This window comes from uncultured Leifsonia sp., assembly GCF_945957465.1.
In the GTDB taxonomy this organism is placed as follows: Bacteria; Actinomycetota; Actinomycetes; order Actinomycetales; family Microbacteriaceae; genus Leifsonia.
In genome coordinates this window covers 1-13,981 of record NZ_CAMFLC010000068.1, presented here as the reverse complement: position 1 = coordinate 13,981, position 13,981 = coordinate 1, and the positions used below count along the sequence as shown (strand labels likewise).

The 13,981-nt window shown below is 66.5% G+C and carries 10 protein-coding genes; 2 read left to right on the top strand and 8 right to left on the bottom strand.

The genetic code is table 11. The features are described from left to right. Positions 1-228: 228 nt before the first annotated feature. The 8 genes from Q0Q23_RS18355 to Q0Q23_RS18320 all read right to left on the bottom strand — a co-directional run bounded on the left by Q0Q23_RS18355 (position 229) and on the right by Q0Q23_RS18320 (position 12,349). Entirely contained in the window at positions 229-750 is a 522-nt protein-coding gene (locus tag Q0Q23_RS18355) for a hypothetical protein (RefSeq protein WP_295127639.1), read from the bottom strand. A gap of 982 nt (positions 751-1,732) precedes the next feature. After that, positions 1,733-2,491, bottom strand: a complete 759-nt coding sequence (locus Q0Q23_RS18350; RefSeq protein ID WP_295127636.1) for a hypothetical protein — start codon at positions 2,489-2,491, stop codon at positions 1,733-1,735. 116 nt (positions 2,492-2,607) lie between these two features. Beyond that, positions 2,608-3,057 carry a hypothetical protein gene (locus Q0Q23_RS18345; RefSeq protein WP_295127634.1) on the bottom strand — a complete coding sequence of 150 codons (450 nt, stop codon included), beginning with the start codon at positions 3,055-3,057 and terminating at the stop codon, positions 2,608-2,610. A 241-nt stretch (positions 3,058-3,298) separates the two neighbouring features. Next, entirely contained in the window at positions 3,299-3,802 is a 504-nt protein-coding gene (locus tag Q0Q23_RS18340) for a hypothetical protein (protein WP_295127631.1), read from the bottom strand. Between the two features lie 268 nt (positions 3,803-4,070). Next, entirely contained in the window at positions 4,071-4,760 is a 690-nt protein-coding gene (locus Q0Q23_RS18335) for a hypothetical protein (protein ID WP_295127628.1), read from the bottom strand. Between the two features lie 448 nt (positions 4,761-5,208). Further along, on the bottom strand, positions 5,209-11,400 hold the full coding sequence (locus Q0Q23_RS18330; RefSeq protein WP_295127625.1) for an RHS repeat-associated core domain-containing protein: 6,192 nt from the start codon (positions 11,398-11,400) through the stop codon (positions 5,209-5,211). Continuing rightward, complete coding sequence (locus tag Q0Q23_RS18325) at positions 11,400-12,062, bottom strand: hypothetical protein (protein ID WP_295127622.1); 663 nt, start codon at positions 12,060-12,062, stop codon at positions 11,400-11,402. The genes Q0Q23_RS18330 and Q0Q23_RS18325 overlap by 1 nt, the downstream gene beginning before the upstream one ends. A 65-nt stretch (positions 12,063-12,127) precedes the next feature. Then, positions 12,128-12,349: a helix-turn-helix transcriptional regulator gene (locus tag Q0Q23_RS18320; RefSeq protein WP_295127619.1), complete on the bottom strand. Its 222-nt coding sequence runs from the start codon at positions 12,347-12,349 to the stop codon at positions 12,128-12,130. A 48-nt stretch (positions 12,350-12,397) separates the two neighbouring features. Between Q0Q23_RS18320 and Q0Q23_RS18315 the strand changes: the two genes are divergently transcribed. Further along, positions 12,398-13,252 (top strand): CHAP domain-containing protein, encoded by an 855-nt coding sequence (locus tag Q0Q23_RS18315; RefSeq protein ID WP_295127617.1) that lies wholly within the window; start codon positions 12,398-12,400, stop codon positions 13,250-13,252. Between the two features lie 97 nt (positions 13,253-13,349). After that, complete coding sequence (locus Q0Q23_RS18310) at positions 13,350-13,823, top strand: SHOCT domain-containing protein (protein WP_208038265.1); 474 nt, start codon at positions 13,350-13,352, stop codon at positions 13,821-13,823. Positions 13,824-13,981 lie beyond the last annotated feature (158 nt).

Below are 13,981 nucleotides of genomic sequence, written 5' to 3'. Positions count from 1 at the left end.
GGGGCGTTGCCTCAGCAACTAACAACCCCTGCCACTAAGTCTGACGCGCGACACGGCCACCCCACCGCCAATGTTTTGAAGACCAGCGAGATCACGCGTGTAATCGACGTAAACACCCGACGGACCGACAGCCCCGCCACACGAGAAATTCGCTCATGAAACCGGGTCAGGCTCCTTCCGTTCCTCCGACAGGGCGTGCTCTGGTCAGTAAGCAAACTGAGTTGATAGTCACGTGGGGGCGCCAATGTGTTTCAACATCGAGTTGCCCCGCTCGGCGGCCCAGTCCCGACGTGCGGTGTATATCGAGGTTGAGTGCGGACCGTTCACTCGAATGGGAAGCTCGAACGTCGTGCCCGCCGCCCTGATACCGACGAAGAGCGTGGTGAAATCCGCCAACAGGAAGGACGTCGTGCCCACTCGAACATCGCTGATCTCTTCCTGTCCGAACTCCGCAACCACGACAGCCGACTTTCCGCGAAGAACGCGAAGGTGACCCGGGTAAGCGGCGACGGAGTAGACAGGTCCAGTTGAACCGAAAGAGTTTCCTGTAGCTTCGCCAATCCGTCGTAGAGCCAAGCGCGTGACCAACGCCGCGGAACACGGAGTGATAATCGCGCCAGGAATCTGAGCGGATAAGACCGCGTACTGAGCTCGGAGCAGCAGCCTCAGAAAAATGTAGTACACCAGCAAGGCCACTCCGAACACACAAAGAAATCCTGCACCGGCGGCGACGATAAGACCGTCTGTCATCGAGCACCCTTCTGTCGTAAGGGGAGGTAGGGCGCACCGGCCTCCCGGAGGATGCACCCCGAACGGGGATCGAGCTGCGGTAGGTGTCGGAACTGGTTCTGCAGGGTCGTGTACCCGACGCGCGCCTCGCGCCAAATGACGAGAACCCACGCACCGAGTGTTCCAAGCATTGCGACGAAGCTGACCAGCATCGCCCACGCGACGACGATCATCAACGTGACGGGAGCATGCGCCACTACTGCGATTGCTCCCGGCACCAGACTCAGGAGGCAGATCCATGAAGCGACAGCGCAAACCATCTGCAGCGTCAGCGCGGACGGGCCTGACAACTGGTTCGGCGCGGCGAGGTCATTAGTCTTGGAATCTGAGATACAGATCACCTCCGCTCACAGTCAGACCGAATGCGTTACCGGAGGCCCCCAACGCGTTCACGACACCCTTCACAGCGTCTCGTACCCAGTCGGTCACTGCCCTCCGAACGGATGCGTGAGTAATTGCTTCGGTGATCCAATCGGCGATCCGGCCTCGCACAGTCTTGCGAACCATCTGCCCTCCTCGAGGAATGAGAGTTCGTGAGATCTCGATCACCAGATCCCGAGCGATTTCACAACCATTGAGAGCCCAATCGCTATCAACAATGCTCCGACCACCGCCATCTTTCCCGGTGTGGACTTTGACGCGAATCCCGGGTGAGATTGTCCGAATCGTCCTTGGATATTCCGACGGTTATGTCGTGCAACCGCGTCCCGAAACAGCGCGACAAAGACTCCCGAGATCGTCACTCCCAGTCCAGCGATCAACATCACGATTTGTTCGAAGCCCATGAACCCGCCTACCAGAACCACATGATGAGCCCCGAACAGCCGATCCCCACGCCGCTCGTCACGCCGACATCTGGGGCTTCCCGCCCCTGCCAATCGCGCGAATAGGTCGCGTAAGCCCCGGCGCCATCGCAAGCCGAACAGCCGACTGTGAAGCCAATTCACACTCGACCCGCGCTTCTTGGCGACCCGTAGCGCGAGTTAAGTTCTGCGATGCGCTCATGCAGCCTTACGCCGTCGCATACAAGTGCGACCCCTAAACCAGCTAAAGCGGCCCACGAAACAAAGCCGCCCCATGCGAGGGTGCCGATCAGCAAGAGGCCAAGCTGCATCAGCCCCGCCCATGAGCGCTTGAGGTAGTAGTTATGGCCACCGAACGGCCCGAATCCAATGAGCAGAACAACCGCTGTCCCAAGAAATCGTGTCCTCGTACGAACTGGCGAAAACGAGCGCTTTGCGAACTCACGGGCCGGACTCGTGAGCAGAAACGCCGTCGCAGCAGCACTGGCCACCGACCCAGGGATTATCCACCATCCGAAAAACGGCCAGGCGCAGAGCCAGGAGACAAACATGACGACACCCGCGATCCACCCCCATGCGGCCCGGCCGACAGTGCGGAGCGCGGCGTTCACCGGGAATGCCACCAATACGCCCACGGCCATTGCCCGAAGGCAGAGAGACTGCATCAACGCAAGCCCGACAACGGCATTCTGGTCGGCATCGGCGGCGATCGCTTGCCGACTCAGCGCATCGATGTAACTGCCCCAGTCGAACCCCACACTCGCGACCGTGATCATCAACGCGTTGATGATCGCCAGGCCGAGAAGGAGTGTGGCCGCCCAGGCCACCCGAGACGGCACTCCCAGGCCGACCCAAAGTCGCCTCACTTCCATCCATGCCTCCTCGACCAGAACTCCCATTCCGAATCACCCCAGACAGACGGCAGCAAGGACCGGCCACTCGCGCCACCACCGCAACCGCGGATCACCTCGGGATGTCTCCCACGGGTCATCGACTTCCGTTCGCTCGGGCATGGTCATGCCGCGTCTCCTTCCGTACATGACTTCTCCCTCGCGACAAACGCCTCGTATGCGCGAACACGTGCCATCGCCGCCTCCCACTGAGGCTTTGTGAGATTCGGTTCGCCGGCCTCTCGCATGACCACCCCTGTGGGCGAGTGCCATCGCACTACTTTGTTGTTGCCCTGCGCGGACGTCGTATAGCCTGCAGCCAACTCCGCACGCTCCTTGCGATCTGACATCAGACTGCAGACCCATCCGAAGCCCATCCCGCCAATCACCGTAACGATGAAAGCAACGGCGGCAGGGTCCCATGCTTGCGTTCGGGTCAAAACAACAAGTGCCCATACGACCGCACCGATGCCGCCGATGCAGCTCACACCAATACTCCACAAGCCCGCGCGCGCCCACTGTTTCGTCGTGAGCCCGGGCAGCAACTCGCGACGCGTCCAACACTGCTGCTCCATCAGCTATCCCTCCCTTGTGCGATGCCAAAGGCTTCCTTCGTTTTCGGCTTCGGCGGCGCCTGGCATCCGAACGTCTTCGCCCGAGCACGCCTCCATCGGTCGTGTCGTACGCCAACTGATCGCCGATGCGGTAGCCGAAGATGTCCAGGGAATATGACTGCGCTCGCCTCTACGAACGTGCCTCGGGACGGCGACTGGTGCGGCGCCAGCGCACCACGCCAAGTGTCCGCCCCTGAGATCATCACCCACCAGTACTCGAGTCAGTCCAGAGTCGGAATAGGTCGGAGCGAAGCTCCTCCAGATCGACTCGACGTGCTGTTCCGACACTCGCGAGCCCAGGCGCGTTGACTTGCAAGGGCAACGCGATTTGCTCGCGTCCGTTCCAGAGGACAAAGACGAGGCAATGGAGTGTCCTGAACCGGTGAGGAAACTCGCGAACATCGACTTTCTGCACCATCCGGGAGGGGATACGAGCGAGCGGCGCGGGATCGAATACGCCACTCCGGATAGTCAAACCATTGGTGTCAAAGCTCACGGCAAGGTGCCGCACGTCATTTGCAGGAGGGAGTTCGAGACGCTTCAAGGATCGTGACGTGTCAGGCATCCGCGTCGCCGAGCGCACCAGCATCTCAGCGCCAACTACATCACTGACGGCTTGACCCTGATGTCGCTTGCCCGCCACGAGCGCCAGATGGACGATGATCGCGGCTAGGACGAGTGTCGCGATCCCTGCGATGACGGCCATCAGCTGAAGCCGTGACTGGACGCTAGTGATAGTCAAGATCAAAGACATGCCCGCAACCGCGGAAATCGTGGCGTAAACGGCGATCCATCCGAGTCGTCCCATACGTGCCGTAGTCCTTCCCGTCATGGCGCTACATGCTTCCCGGGATGTTTGTCCAACCCGAAGGACCCAGCACCCTGCCGAGATAACGGACGGGGCGTCAGGGCCCGCTCCGAGACAATCGATCACAGTTGCGCCACTGATCAAGAACGAGCTCACCCGTTCGCAGTCAGCCCAAGCGTTTGCTCACCTCGGGGACACCGAGTTGCCGCCTGAGTCGTACCAACAACACGTCCCGATCCGCGGCCGAAGCGGCGTACCGGAACGAGGCACTCCACCCCGCCGAGCGGGGCACGATGGGCACGCTCCAGGACTCTGCGCCCCGGACCTCGACAAGGATTGCGGGAACCTGCCTCCCGCCATAACCGTCGCGCATCCTTACAGACGTCGGTTTCAGCCCGACGATGTCCCGCGCGGCGATGGAAATACACTCTGCAAATAGGGGATCGCCAAGATACCAGTACACGCCGCTCATGTCCGCGGCGATCACCGACCAATGGGCCGGGCGGCCCCGCGAACTGCTCAAACCGCGAACCACGGCATCTGCCGCGGGAGAGCGCGTCGCCTCGAATACAAGCGCATCCGGTCTTGTCGATTGGACGCGGGCGAAGCGGGCACCGATGAACGCCCGGTAGACGACCAGACCGCCGGAAAGCGCGGCTAATATCCCCGCAGAAGCGCCGAAGAGCGGCCAGAACGACGATTCCGGCACCCGAGCCCACGTGACGGCGGCAGCGAGGACGGATGCGGGGACCACGGCAGCCAGAACCGGCCACTCGCGCCACCAACGAGGCCGCGAATCGCGCGACGAGGTTTCCCACGGGTCGTCAGTCATTTCGGGGGTCTCAGACGTGCTCATGCTTCTGCCCCTCGACGCTTAGGTGGCTCTTCGGTGTTTATGGAAGCCTTATAGGCGATGACCCGCGCCATGGCAGCTTCCCACTGCAGTTTGGTGAGGTTAGGCTCACCGGCATTCCGCATGACGACACCGGTGGGCGAGTGCAAGCGCACAACTTCGTTGTTGCCTTGTGCAGATGTGGTGTAACCGGCGGCCAGCTCTGCGCGTTCCTTCCGATTCATCATGATGTTGCAGAACCAAGCGGCGCAAAGTCCACCGACCACAAGGACGAGAAACCCGACCGTAACCGGATCGAGAGCTAGTCTTCTAGCCACGAGGGTGAATGCGCATATCAGGCCTCCCGCAGCCCCTGTCCCGGTCGCCCCAAGGCACCACAAACCAGCGCGGGCCCATTGCTTTGTCGTCGGACCGGGGAGCAGTTCCTGCCGGTCCCACTCTTGCGCGGACATTACGAACCCCATCCCTGTGCAACACCTAGTGCGTCCCCTGAAGCTCCGAGTGCCTTTGACGCGTGAGTAATCGCCTCACTCACCCAGTCCTCGACCTGGTTGCGGAGGAACTTGCCTGCGAGTTGACCGCCGCCGGGTACAGCAGTGGTGATGATACCGATCACGCATCCCACAGCCCGTTGGCCGCCCTTCACGCAGCTGTAAATCGTGCTAGCCGCACTTGCCACCAACGCGATAGGCGCGAGCCATTGCATTCCAGGAAGCAGCGACGCGAGTCCGGCAAATGCGCCGATCCATCCGAGAACGTCAAAGAACCGCTCGATAGATTGAGCCTCCTGAGCGAGCGCTGCGTTGTTCACGCACTGCGGATTGACGTACGGGCTAATGTGCTTTTGCTGTCCAGCCGGACATTCATGCCGCTCCGAGTTCTTGTTCTGGGCCGTCGGCCCGGTCGGTTGCGGTTTCGCCGCCTTGGTCGGCACGTACGGCGGCGCCGGAGGTGGCATGGTCACGTTCTGGTACGCCTGCACCGGCGGGGCGCCGCACCCCAACGGGAGCGCATCGCCCGGTCCGCGCCTGGCGCACAGGTGCCCGTCCGGGTCCAGGTAGGTGGCCGGGTTATCCCACACATAGCCGTACCGCGCCAAGCTCTGCGGCTGCACCAGCAGACCCGCCCACGTATCCGCCGCCGTCCACGAACCCGTCCCGGTGTCGTAGCTGCGCGCCTGGTTGTGGACCAGTCCCTGCGTCGGATCCTGTGACTGACCGGTGAACCCGACCGGGGAGCTCCACGCTCCGGTCTCCGGGTTAAGTTCACCCCAATCCTCATACCAAGCCAGCTGGGTGATCGACGACCCGGCAGCACCGGCCACCGCCGAACCCAACCCGTCCAGCAGGTCCCACGTCGCCTCTCCCGACGATGCCACGTGGGTGGCCAGGTTCCCGGCCGCGTCCCGCAGCAGACTCGTCGAACCATGCAGTTCGTCCGACTGCTGCACCACCGCCGCACCATCGAAGGTCGCGACCGTCGTCTGCGTCCCGAAGCGGGTCTGATCGGTCGTCGACGAGCGGCGACCCAACCCGTCATACGCGTACGACGTCGAACGCCCATCGCGGGTGACCTGGGCCGTGCGACCTGTCGGGTCGTACGCGTACGAGGTGCCGACACCGCCCACCGACTGCGACGTGCGCATCCCGGCACCGTCGTACGAGTACGTCGCCACCCCGTCAGCGACACCACGACCGGAGCCCGTCGTCTCCGAACGCAGCAGCTGGTTCGCGTCCGAGAACGACGCCGACTGAGAGAAGTCGCCGTCTTTCGCACCCGAACGCGTCCAACCCGTGCGATTGCCGGCCGGGTCATACGCATACGCGTTCTTCTCACCGGTCGACGCCACCGAAGACACCAACCGGTCCAACCCGTCGTAACCGTAGGCCACCGATCGAACCCGCGCCGCAGCCTTCGCCGCCGGGTCCTGACCGTCGCTGATCGTCCTCGTCGCCTTCGTCACGTTGCCGTCCGCGTCGTACGCGTACGAAAGCGCCAACGAGCCACCGTCTGCCACCGGGTTCGCCGGGACCGGAAGGTTCCGGTCCTTCACGTAGGTGTTCGCGTGCTTGCACGTCGAACTCTCCCCCGCGGCCGGAGCCGACCGGGCGCTGAGATACCCGGCCACCGTCGTGCACGCGTTCGCGACATCCGACGCCGCGAACGGCGCAGGAGTCGGGGTGGGCGACGTCACCGCCGGCTCTGGCGGCTCCGGCGTCTTGTGGACGATGCCGGTCACCCGGTTCGCCGCGTCGTACGAATACGCTGTCGCCACCCCTGTGGACCGGGACAGCCCGGTCAGGTTGCCGGCGGCATCCCACTGGTAGGCCAGATCACCCCACGGCGAGCTCTGCGAGGTCATCCGGCCGCCCGTGTCGTAGGTGTAGCCGAGCTGCTCACCGGTCGGGAGGGTCAGCGCGGTGCGCTGCCCGGCCGCGTCGAATCCCGCCACGAGCCGGCCGCCGCGCTGGTCGATCTGCGTGGTCGCGCGACCGTTCGCGTCGTAGATCCAGCCGGAGACACCGGTCGGGTCCGTCATCGCGATCAGACGCTGTTCCGGGTCGTACTCGTAGCTCGCGACAAAGCCGGCCTGGTTCTGACGCACGAGATCACCGCGCTTGTCGTACTGGTACCGCGTCACGGCTCCCGCGCCGTTGACGACCGCGGCCACGCGGCCTGCCGCGGTGTACTCGGTCCGCGTCGTGTTGCCGACCGCGTTGATCTCCGCAGTGGTGCGCCCGGACGCGTCGGACGCGTAGCGCGCGATGTGCCCGTTGGGGTCGCTGACGGAGGCGAGGTTGCCGTCGGCGTCGTAGGCATACTCGGATGTCGCGTTCGCGTCGGCACCCGGCTTGCCCGTCTTCGTGACGTTCTCGACGACACCCACCAGCTGCCCGGCAGGGTCGTAGCCGTACTGCGTCACGTGGCCTTCCGCGTCCGTCAGGGACGTCTGCCGACCGGCCACGTCCCAGCCGTAACGGGTCGTGGCGCCCGTGGGGTCAGTCGACGAGGTCCGCGCGCCCGCCGCGTCGTACGTGTACGAGGTCGTGTGGCCGTTCGCATCGGTCACCGTCAGCCGACGCCCGGTGGCGTCGTAGGTGAAGGACGTCGATGCTCCGGCCGCATCCGTCACTGCCGACACCCGACCGAGCGGGGTGTACTCGTACGAGCTGACCCGACCGAGCGGATCGGTCACGCTCGTCACATTCCCGGACGCGTCGTACGCGTACGCGGTCCGCTCGCCGAGGGGCGTCGTCACGGCGACCACCCGGCCGGCCGCGTCGTAATGGTATGCGGTCACAGCGCCCGTCCGGTCGGTGATCGAGGTGAGGTTGCCGTCGATGTCGTACCCGAGCGTCGTCCGCTTTCCGATGCCGTCCGTGACACGCGTGACGCGATCGAGGAGGTCGTAGCCGTACTTCGTCGCCACGCCATCGGCGTCCGTCCGCGCCACCAGACGGTTCACCGCGTCGTACGCGTAGGTGGTCGACGCCCCGGTCGGGTCCGTCTCTTTCACGAGGTTGCCCCGGCCGTCGTACCGATAGGTCGTCTTGGCTCCGGAGGGCGACGTCTTGCTGCTGAGGTTGCCGACCGCGTCATACGTCGACCGCCACACTCCACCGTTCGGGTCGGTCGTCGCGACCACGCGGTCGCGCTCGTCGGTGCGGTAAGCGGTGACATTCCCGAGCGGGTCCGTGACGGACTTCAGCGCGTCCTCAGCCGTATAGGCGTAGGCCGTGACACCACCCGTGGGGCCTGTGCTGGCGGTGAGGTGGAACATGGCGTCCCACGAGAATGTCGAGACCGCGCCGGCCGGGTCTGTCACCGAGGCGAGATGGTCGTTCGGCTCCCAGCCGTAGGAGGTCGATCCGCCCGCGGGATCGACCACCGTGACGAGGCGGTCGCCGGCATCCCACACGTACGAGGTCGTGTTGCCGTTCGGGTCGGTCTGGGAGGTCATCCGGCCGGCCGCGTCGTAGGCGAAGGTCGTCACGTGCCCGAGCGGGTCGGTGCGGCTGGTCAGGTTGCCGGCGTGGTCGTAGCCGAACGTGGTGCTCGCACCCGACGGCTGCACCGTCACGGCGAGATTGCCGTCCGCGTCGTACGTCTGGGCGATCGTCGTGTCGTCGGGCTGGTGGACGGCGACCAGGCGCCCGGAGCCGTCGTAGTCGTAGCTCCAGGTCCGCTCGGCGCCCTTCGGCCCTCCGCGATCCGTCTTCGTGGCGACGTCGCCGGCCGCGGTGTAGGTGTACCGGACGACCTGGCCGTCCGGCCCGGTCTCGACGGTCAGGTTGCCGGCGGCGTCGTACTCGTACCGGGTCGCGGCACCGTTCTCGTCGGTCGACGACGTCACGTTGTTCTGCGCGTCGAACGTGAACGACGCGGTCGTGCCGTCGGCGTGGGTCACCTTCGTGATGCGGTTGCGGTCGTCGAAGGCGAACACGCTGACGCGACCGAGGTTGTCTCGGTAGGAGGTCTGACCCGGCTTCGAGTAGTCGAACGCGCGCTCGTTGCCGTCGGCGTCCCACTGCCGGGCGACCCGGCCGGAGTCGTCGTACTCGTTCTTCAGATACACCGCGCCGGTCGGGTCGGTCGCGGTCAGCATCCGGTGCCCGGCATCGTAGGCGAACGACTTCGTGCGGCCGTCGGGCGAGGTGATCGTCGTGAGGTCCCCCGCCGCGTTGTACGCCAGGGTCCAACGGTCTCCTCCCGGGCGGACGAAAGCGCTCACCCGCCCGGCTCCGTCCGACTCGACCTGGATGGTCTGCCCGGCAGCGTCGGTGATCGACGCGAGCGGGACGAACTGATGCGTGTCGGGGCTGGAGGGCCCGTAGGCGAGCGTGGTCGCGTTCCCCTGCGCGTCGGTGTGCGTGACGAGTTCGCCGATGCCGTCGATATCACCGGCGTCGAAGACCCACGACTCCCCGGACGATGCCGTGAGGGTGAGGAGGCCGCCGCCCGCCTCCACGAGTGTCTGCTGCACTCCGGGCTCGCCGGTGTACCCGCCGTTGCCGTCGGAGGTGAAGACGTAGCTCGCACCGTCGCCGCGCTGGACCAGCACGCTCCCGTCGATGAAACGCTGCGCGCGGGCTCCGAGGCCGAACGACCAGCCGGCGCCGATCCGGGAGAGCCGGCCGTCCATCGAGTTGTAGGTCAGCGTCAGGTCGGTGAGCTGACCGCCGCGTCCCGGGAGGGTGAACAGCTTCTCGTCTTCGACCAGGTTTCCCGTCGAGAAGGAGACCGGGTCGCCGCCGTAGGTGAGGTAGTTCTGGTGGCCGAGGTCGCGCCAGCGCTGCAGTTCGGCCTGGCTCGGCGGCGTCGGCCATCCGCCGGTCACCGGGTCTGTGCAATCGAACCCCTGCGACTCCAGATAGAGGCCCAAACCGGTGAGGACGCCGTTCGCGATGTGCGCCATCCCGCCGTCGATGACAGCGCGGTCATAGTTGTGATCGAGGAACAGCGCTTCGAGGTGGGTGAAAGCGTTCGGAAGACCGGCGAACTCGGCTCCGGGAAAGTTGCCGTTGTCGCCCATGTTCTTCGCCGGCCGACCGGTGTATGTCGGGAGGACGCCGACCAGCGATCCCGAGACGGCGTCGTCGAGCGCGTGTCCGCGCGAGTAGACCTGCGATCCGCCGTTCGCGGGGTCGCCCCAGGCTGTGCCCTCGTTCGTGTTGAACCCGATCCCGAGCGTGAGCGCCGGATCGTGCGCGGCGGCGATCGCCGCCCGCATCGCGCGCGAGACCATGGGATTCGACGCATCGCGGGTGAGCACCACATCCGCCCGGCAGTCGTTCTGCAAGAGCGTCTGGAGACGCGTCGCCAGCTCCATGTTGTAGGCCAGCTCCCGCACCGGCGGAGCCGGCGTCGAGGCGTGCCCGTCGTCGTTGTCGGGATCCAGCACCACGACCGGCGCTGCCGGAACCGGGAACGGGATGCCGATGACGACGAACTGCGAGAGATGAGACGACTCCGCCCGCACGACCCCGGCTGCCGCGTCGTAGTACGAGGGCAATGGCGCCCAGCCTTCGCCTGCGCTCTCCCGGGTGTAGATCCGCAGTGTCGCCGGGTTCAGGTCGTTCGCCGTCACCCGCTCGAGATCGGGCCGCAGTGTGAGGGATACCCCGGGGACGACGTCGGAGACGACGGGGCCGTCGTCTCCGCCACCTCGCGTCTTCACCTTCTTGGCCGGGAACGACGTCACGTCCTTCCCCTCGCGGTCGCGCGCGCGGATCTCCACGGGTTCGGAGACGACCGCCCCGCCGCCCGAGATCTCGGAGCGTGCGGCGCGGAGCGCGTTCGCCGGAGCGGCGCCGACCGTCACGGTCAGGTCCGAGCTCACCGAGAAGCCCGAGAAGGCGGCCCCTGCTCCGAGCTCGTCGTCCTCGACGGCCGACGGCTTACCCGCCTCGATGCGGCCCGACGTGTTCGGCTCCGGCGCCCGAGTCTCCGCCGCCACGCGTTGGTCGTGCACGGCGGCCGCCGCCCGCACCTCGGCGAGCGTGGCCGCGGCCGTGCGTCGGGCCAGCTCCATGGGCGATGCCTCGGCGGGTGTCACGGTTCCGGCCAGGATCAGGGTCGTCGCGGCGGTCGTGGCGAGGAAGCCCCGGCGCGGCCGCCGTGACCGCACCTTCCAGCGGCGCATCAGCTGGCACCGAATGATCGCGTCGCCGCGGCGAAGAGCGGGCGCTTGCGCAGCAGGACGGCGCCGGTCACGACGAGTCCGCACGCGATCGCCACGAGGAGCCAGATCGCGAGGAACCGGCCGGTCTCGGCGAGGTTCGACCTCGGTGTGACGCACGCCGCCAGCTCGACTGCATCGGAGATGCCGTCGCCGTCGTAGTCTTCGTGGCCGGTCGCGCACTCCGTCGTGCCGCAGATGACCACGCTCGCCCAGCGCGGAACGCCGTTGCCGTTGATGTCGGCGTTGTCCGTGTAGCAGGTGGCGGAGCCGCAGGTCAGGATGCGCGCGAAGTCGGGGATGCCGTCTCCCACGCTGTCTTTCGTGGACGACGCGCAACGCACCGTGCCGCACGCCAGGACCTCGGTCCAATCCGGCACTCCGTCCCCGTCCGTGTCTTCACGTCCGGAGGCGCCGGTGGCCGTGCCGGAGACGACGCGCTCGACGGTGTCCGGGATGGAGTCGCCGTCCGAGTCGCAGGACGAGACGTCCGACTGCGCGGGGCACGGCTCGTACCGCGGGGCGGCCGCACCCGCGTTCGCGGATACGAACGCGACCCCGACGGCCAGCGCGACGCCGGTGAGGATCCTGATGAGGCGCGGTGCGCCGTGACTCCGTGATGACACAAGGAGTCAAAGTAGCACTTAATATTTTACTTGCATATATCTGTGGTTCAGCGTGTGGATAACCCTCACTCCCGCTCCGCGATGTCGCGGATGACCGCCAGTCGGCGATCCCAAGCGGCACCGATGGCGTCGAGGCGGCCGGCGGCGGTGCGCAGCTGCGCGCCGAGCACGCGGTACTGCACCTCGCGCCCCGACCGCACGGGCTCGACCAGGCCGACCTCGCGCAGCACGCCGAGGTGCTTGGCGATCGCCTGCCGGCTGATGGGGAGGCGCCCGGACCTCTTCATTGCACATCGCTGCGTTATTCCGATGGCGTGAACCGTGTCTCGACCGATATGGAAACCGATCCGGTCCCGGCAGCGACCCCGTCGCGGCGAACTGTTCTCGCCGCCGCGGCCTCCGTGATCGCGCTGGGCAGCGCCCTGTTCGAGGCCGCACCGGCGCAGGCCGACGCGATGCCGACACTCGGCGACGTGGTGAAGTCGGCACTGGCCACGAAGGGCCAGACGCTCGCGGCGGTCAAGCGGACCCTCGGCGTCACGGGAACCTGGGCCGCGTTCGAGGGCGAATGGTGCGCCTGGTACCCGACCTGGCTGCTGCGGAACAACGGCATCGCGTTCTCCGGCGCGGACTTCACGGTCTCCGCACTCTGGGAGCACTACCCGGCCGAGCGTCGCGGATCGGTCCCGCACCCGGGCGCCCTGGTGTTCTACTCCGGGCACGTCGGTCTGGTCACCGACGTCGTCGGCGGCCTCCCGAAGAGCGTCGAGGGAAACACCTGCTACTACCGGGGTGCGACCGACTGGACGAACTCGACGGTCAACACCTTCACGGGAGGTTCCGCCCGGATCATCGGCTACACCTACCCGCAGTACGCGGGCTACGACTCGCTCACCGGCGCCGGCACGATCGACGCCCCGACAGATGGGAACCCGCTCATGGCCCTCACAGACGCAGAACAGGCCGAACTCCTCGCGGGCGTGCGCGCCCTGGTGGGGTTCGTCTACGCGGGCGGCACGTCGGTGTCGGCCGCCGTCGCCGGGAACGGCTTCGACCCGCACTCGCTGATGGGCCGGGTCAGCGCGCTGGAGGAGGCCGTCTTCTCGGGCGGGAGCGCGATGCCCGACGGACAGCGGTCGATCGGCGAGTCGCTCGCCGAGATCCGGTCGGCGGTCGCGCGCAAGCCCTAGCACCGACGGGAAAAGTGCTCTAGACGTACCGGCCGTCTCGGCGATACTCTCAGCCCACATCCAGGCTCGACCGAGCCCGGCAGGAGGGGTGACGACAATGGATTTCTGGAACAACTTCTGGAACATCATCTGGCTGTTCTTCTGGAGCTTCGCTTTCATCGCGTACCTGTTCGCGCTGTTCGCGATCATCAGCGACTTGTTCCGCGACCACAAGCTCAACGGCTGGTGGAAGGCGCTCTGGATCATCTTCCTGATCTTCGTGCCGTTCCTCACCGCGCTGGTCTACCTCATCGCCCGCGGGCCGGGGATGGCCGAGCGCAGCCAGAAGGAAGCGCGCCAGGTGCAGCAGAGCACCGACGCCTACATCCGCCAGGTGGCCGCCAGCAGCCCGGCCGACGAGATCGCGAAGGCGAAGGCCCTGCTCGACGCCGGCACGATCACCCCGGAAGAGTTCGCCCACCTCAAGAGCGTCGCCCTCGGCCACCAGGCCGCCGCCGGAGCGCACGCCGCTCCTGCCGCACCCGCGGCGCCGTCGGCTCCGACACCGCCGCCGGCAGCGCCCACGGCGTGACCGGCCGGGCTCGGTGACCGACGTGACCGACCCGACAGCAGCGGCGCCGGAGCCCCTCAGGGCTCCGGCGCCGCGGGGGCCCCCCCCCCCGCCGCGCGCCGGGCCCGCACCCCCCAACCCCCCCCCCGGGGGCGGGACGGGGCGCCCCACCAAAACCA

Excerpts from the sequence above, each read along its gene's own strand:
- Q0Q23_RS18330 (WP_295127625.1), bottom strand. The coding sequence starts at position 11,400 with ATGCGCCGCTGGAAGGTGCGGTCACGGCGGCCGCGCCGGGGCTTCCTC.
- Q0Q23_RS18335 (WP_295127628.1), bottom strand. The coding sequence starts at position 4,760 with ATGAGCACGTCTGAGACCCCCGAAATGACTGACGACCCGTGGGAAACC.
- Q0Q23_RS18350 (WP_295127636.1), bottom strand. The coding sequence starts at position 2,491 with ATGGGAGTTCTGGTCGAGGAGGCATGGATGGAAGTGAGGCGACTTTGG.
- Q0Q23_RS18315 (WP_295127617.1), top strand. The coding sequence starts at position 12,398 with ATGGAAACCGATCCGGTCCCGGCAGCGACCCCGTCGCGGCGAACTGTT.
- Q0Q23_RS18345 (WP_295127634.1), bottom strand. The coding sequence starts at position 3,057 with ATGGAGCAGCAGTGTTGGACGCGTCGCGAGTTGCTGCCCGGGCTCACG.
- Q0Q23_RS18340 (WP_295127631.1), bottom strand. The coding sequence starts at position 3,802 with ATGGCCGTCATCGCAGGGATCGCGACACTCGTCCTAGCCGCGATCATC.
- Q0Q23_RS18355 (WP_295127639.1), bottom strand. The coding sequence starts at position 750 with ATGACAGACGGTCTTATCGTCGCCGCCGGTGCAGGATTTCTTTGTGTG.
- Q0Q23_RS18320 (WP_295127619.1), bottom strand. The coding sequence starts at position 12,349 with ATGAAGAGGTCCGGGCGCCTCCCCATCAGCCGGCAGGCGATCGCCAAG.
- Q0Q23_RS18310 (WP_208038265.1), top strand. The coding sequence starts at position 13,350 with ATGGATTTCTGGAACAACTTCTGGAACATCATCTGGCTGTTCTTCTGG.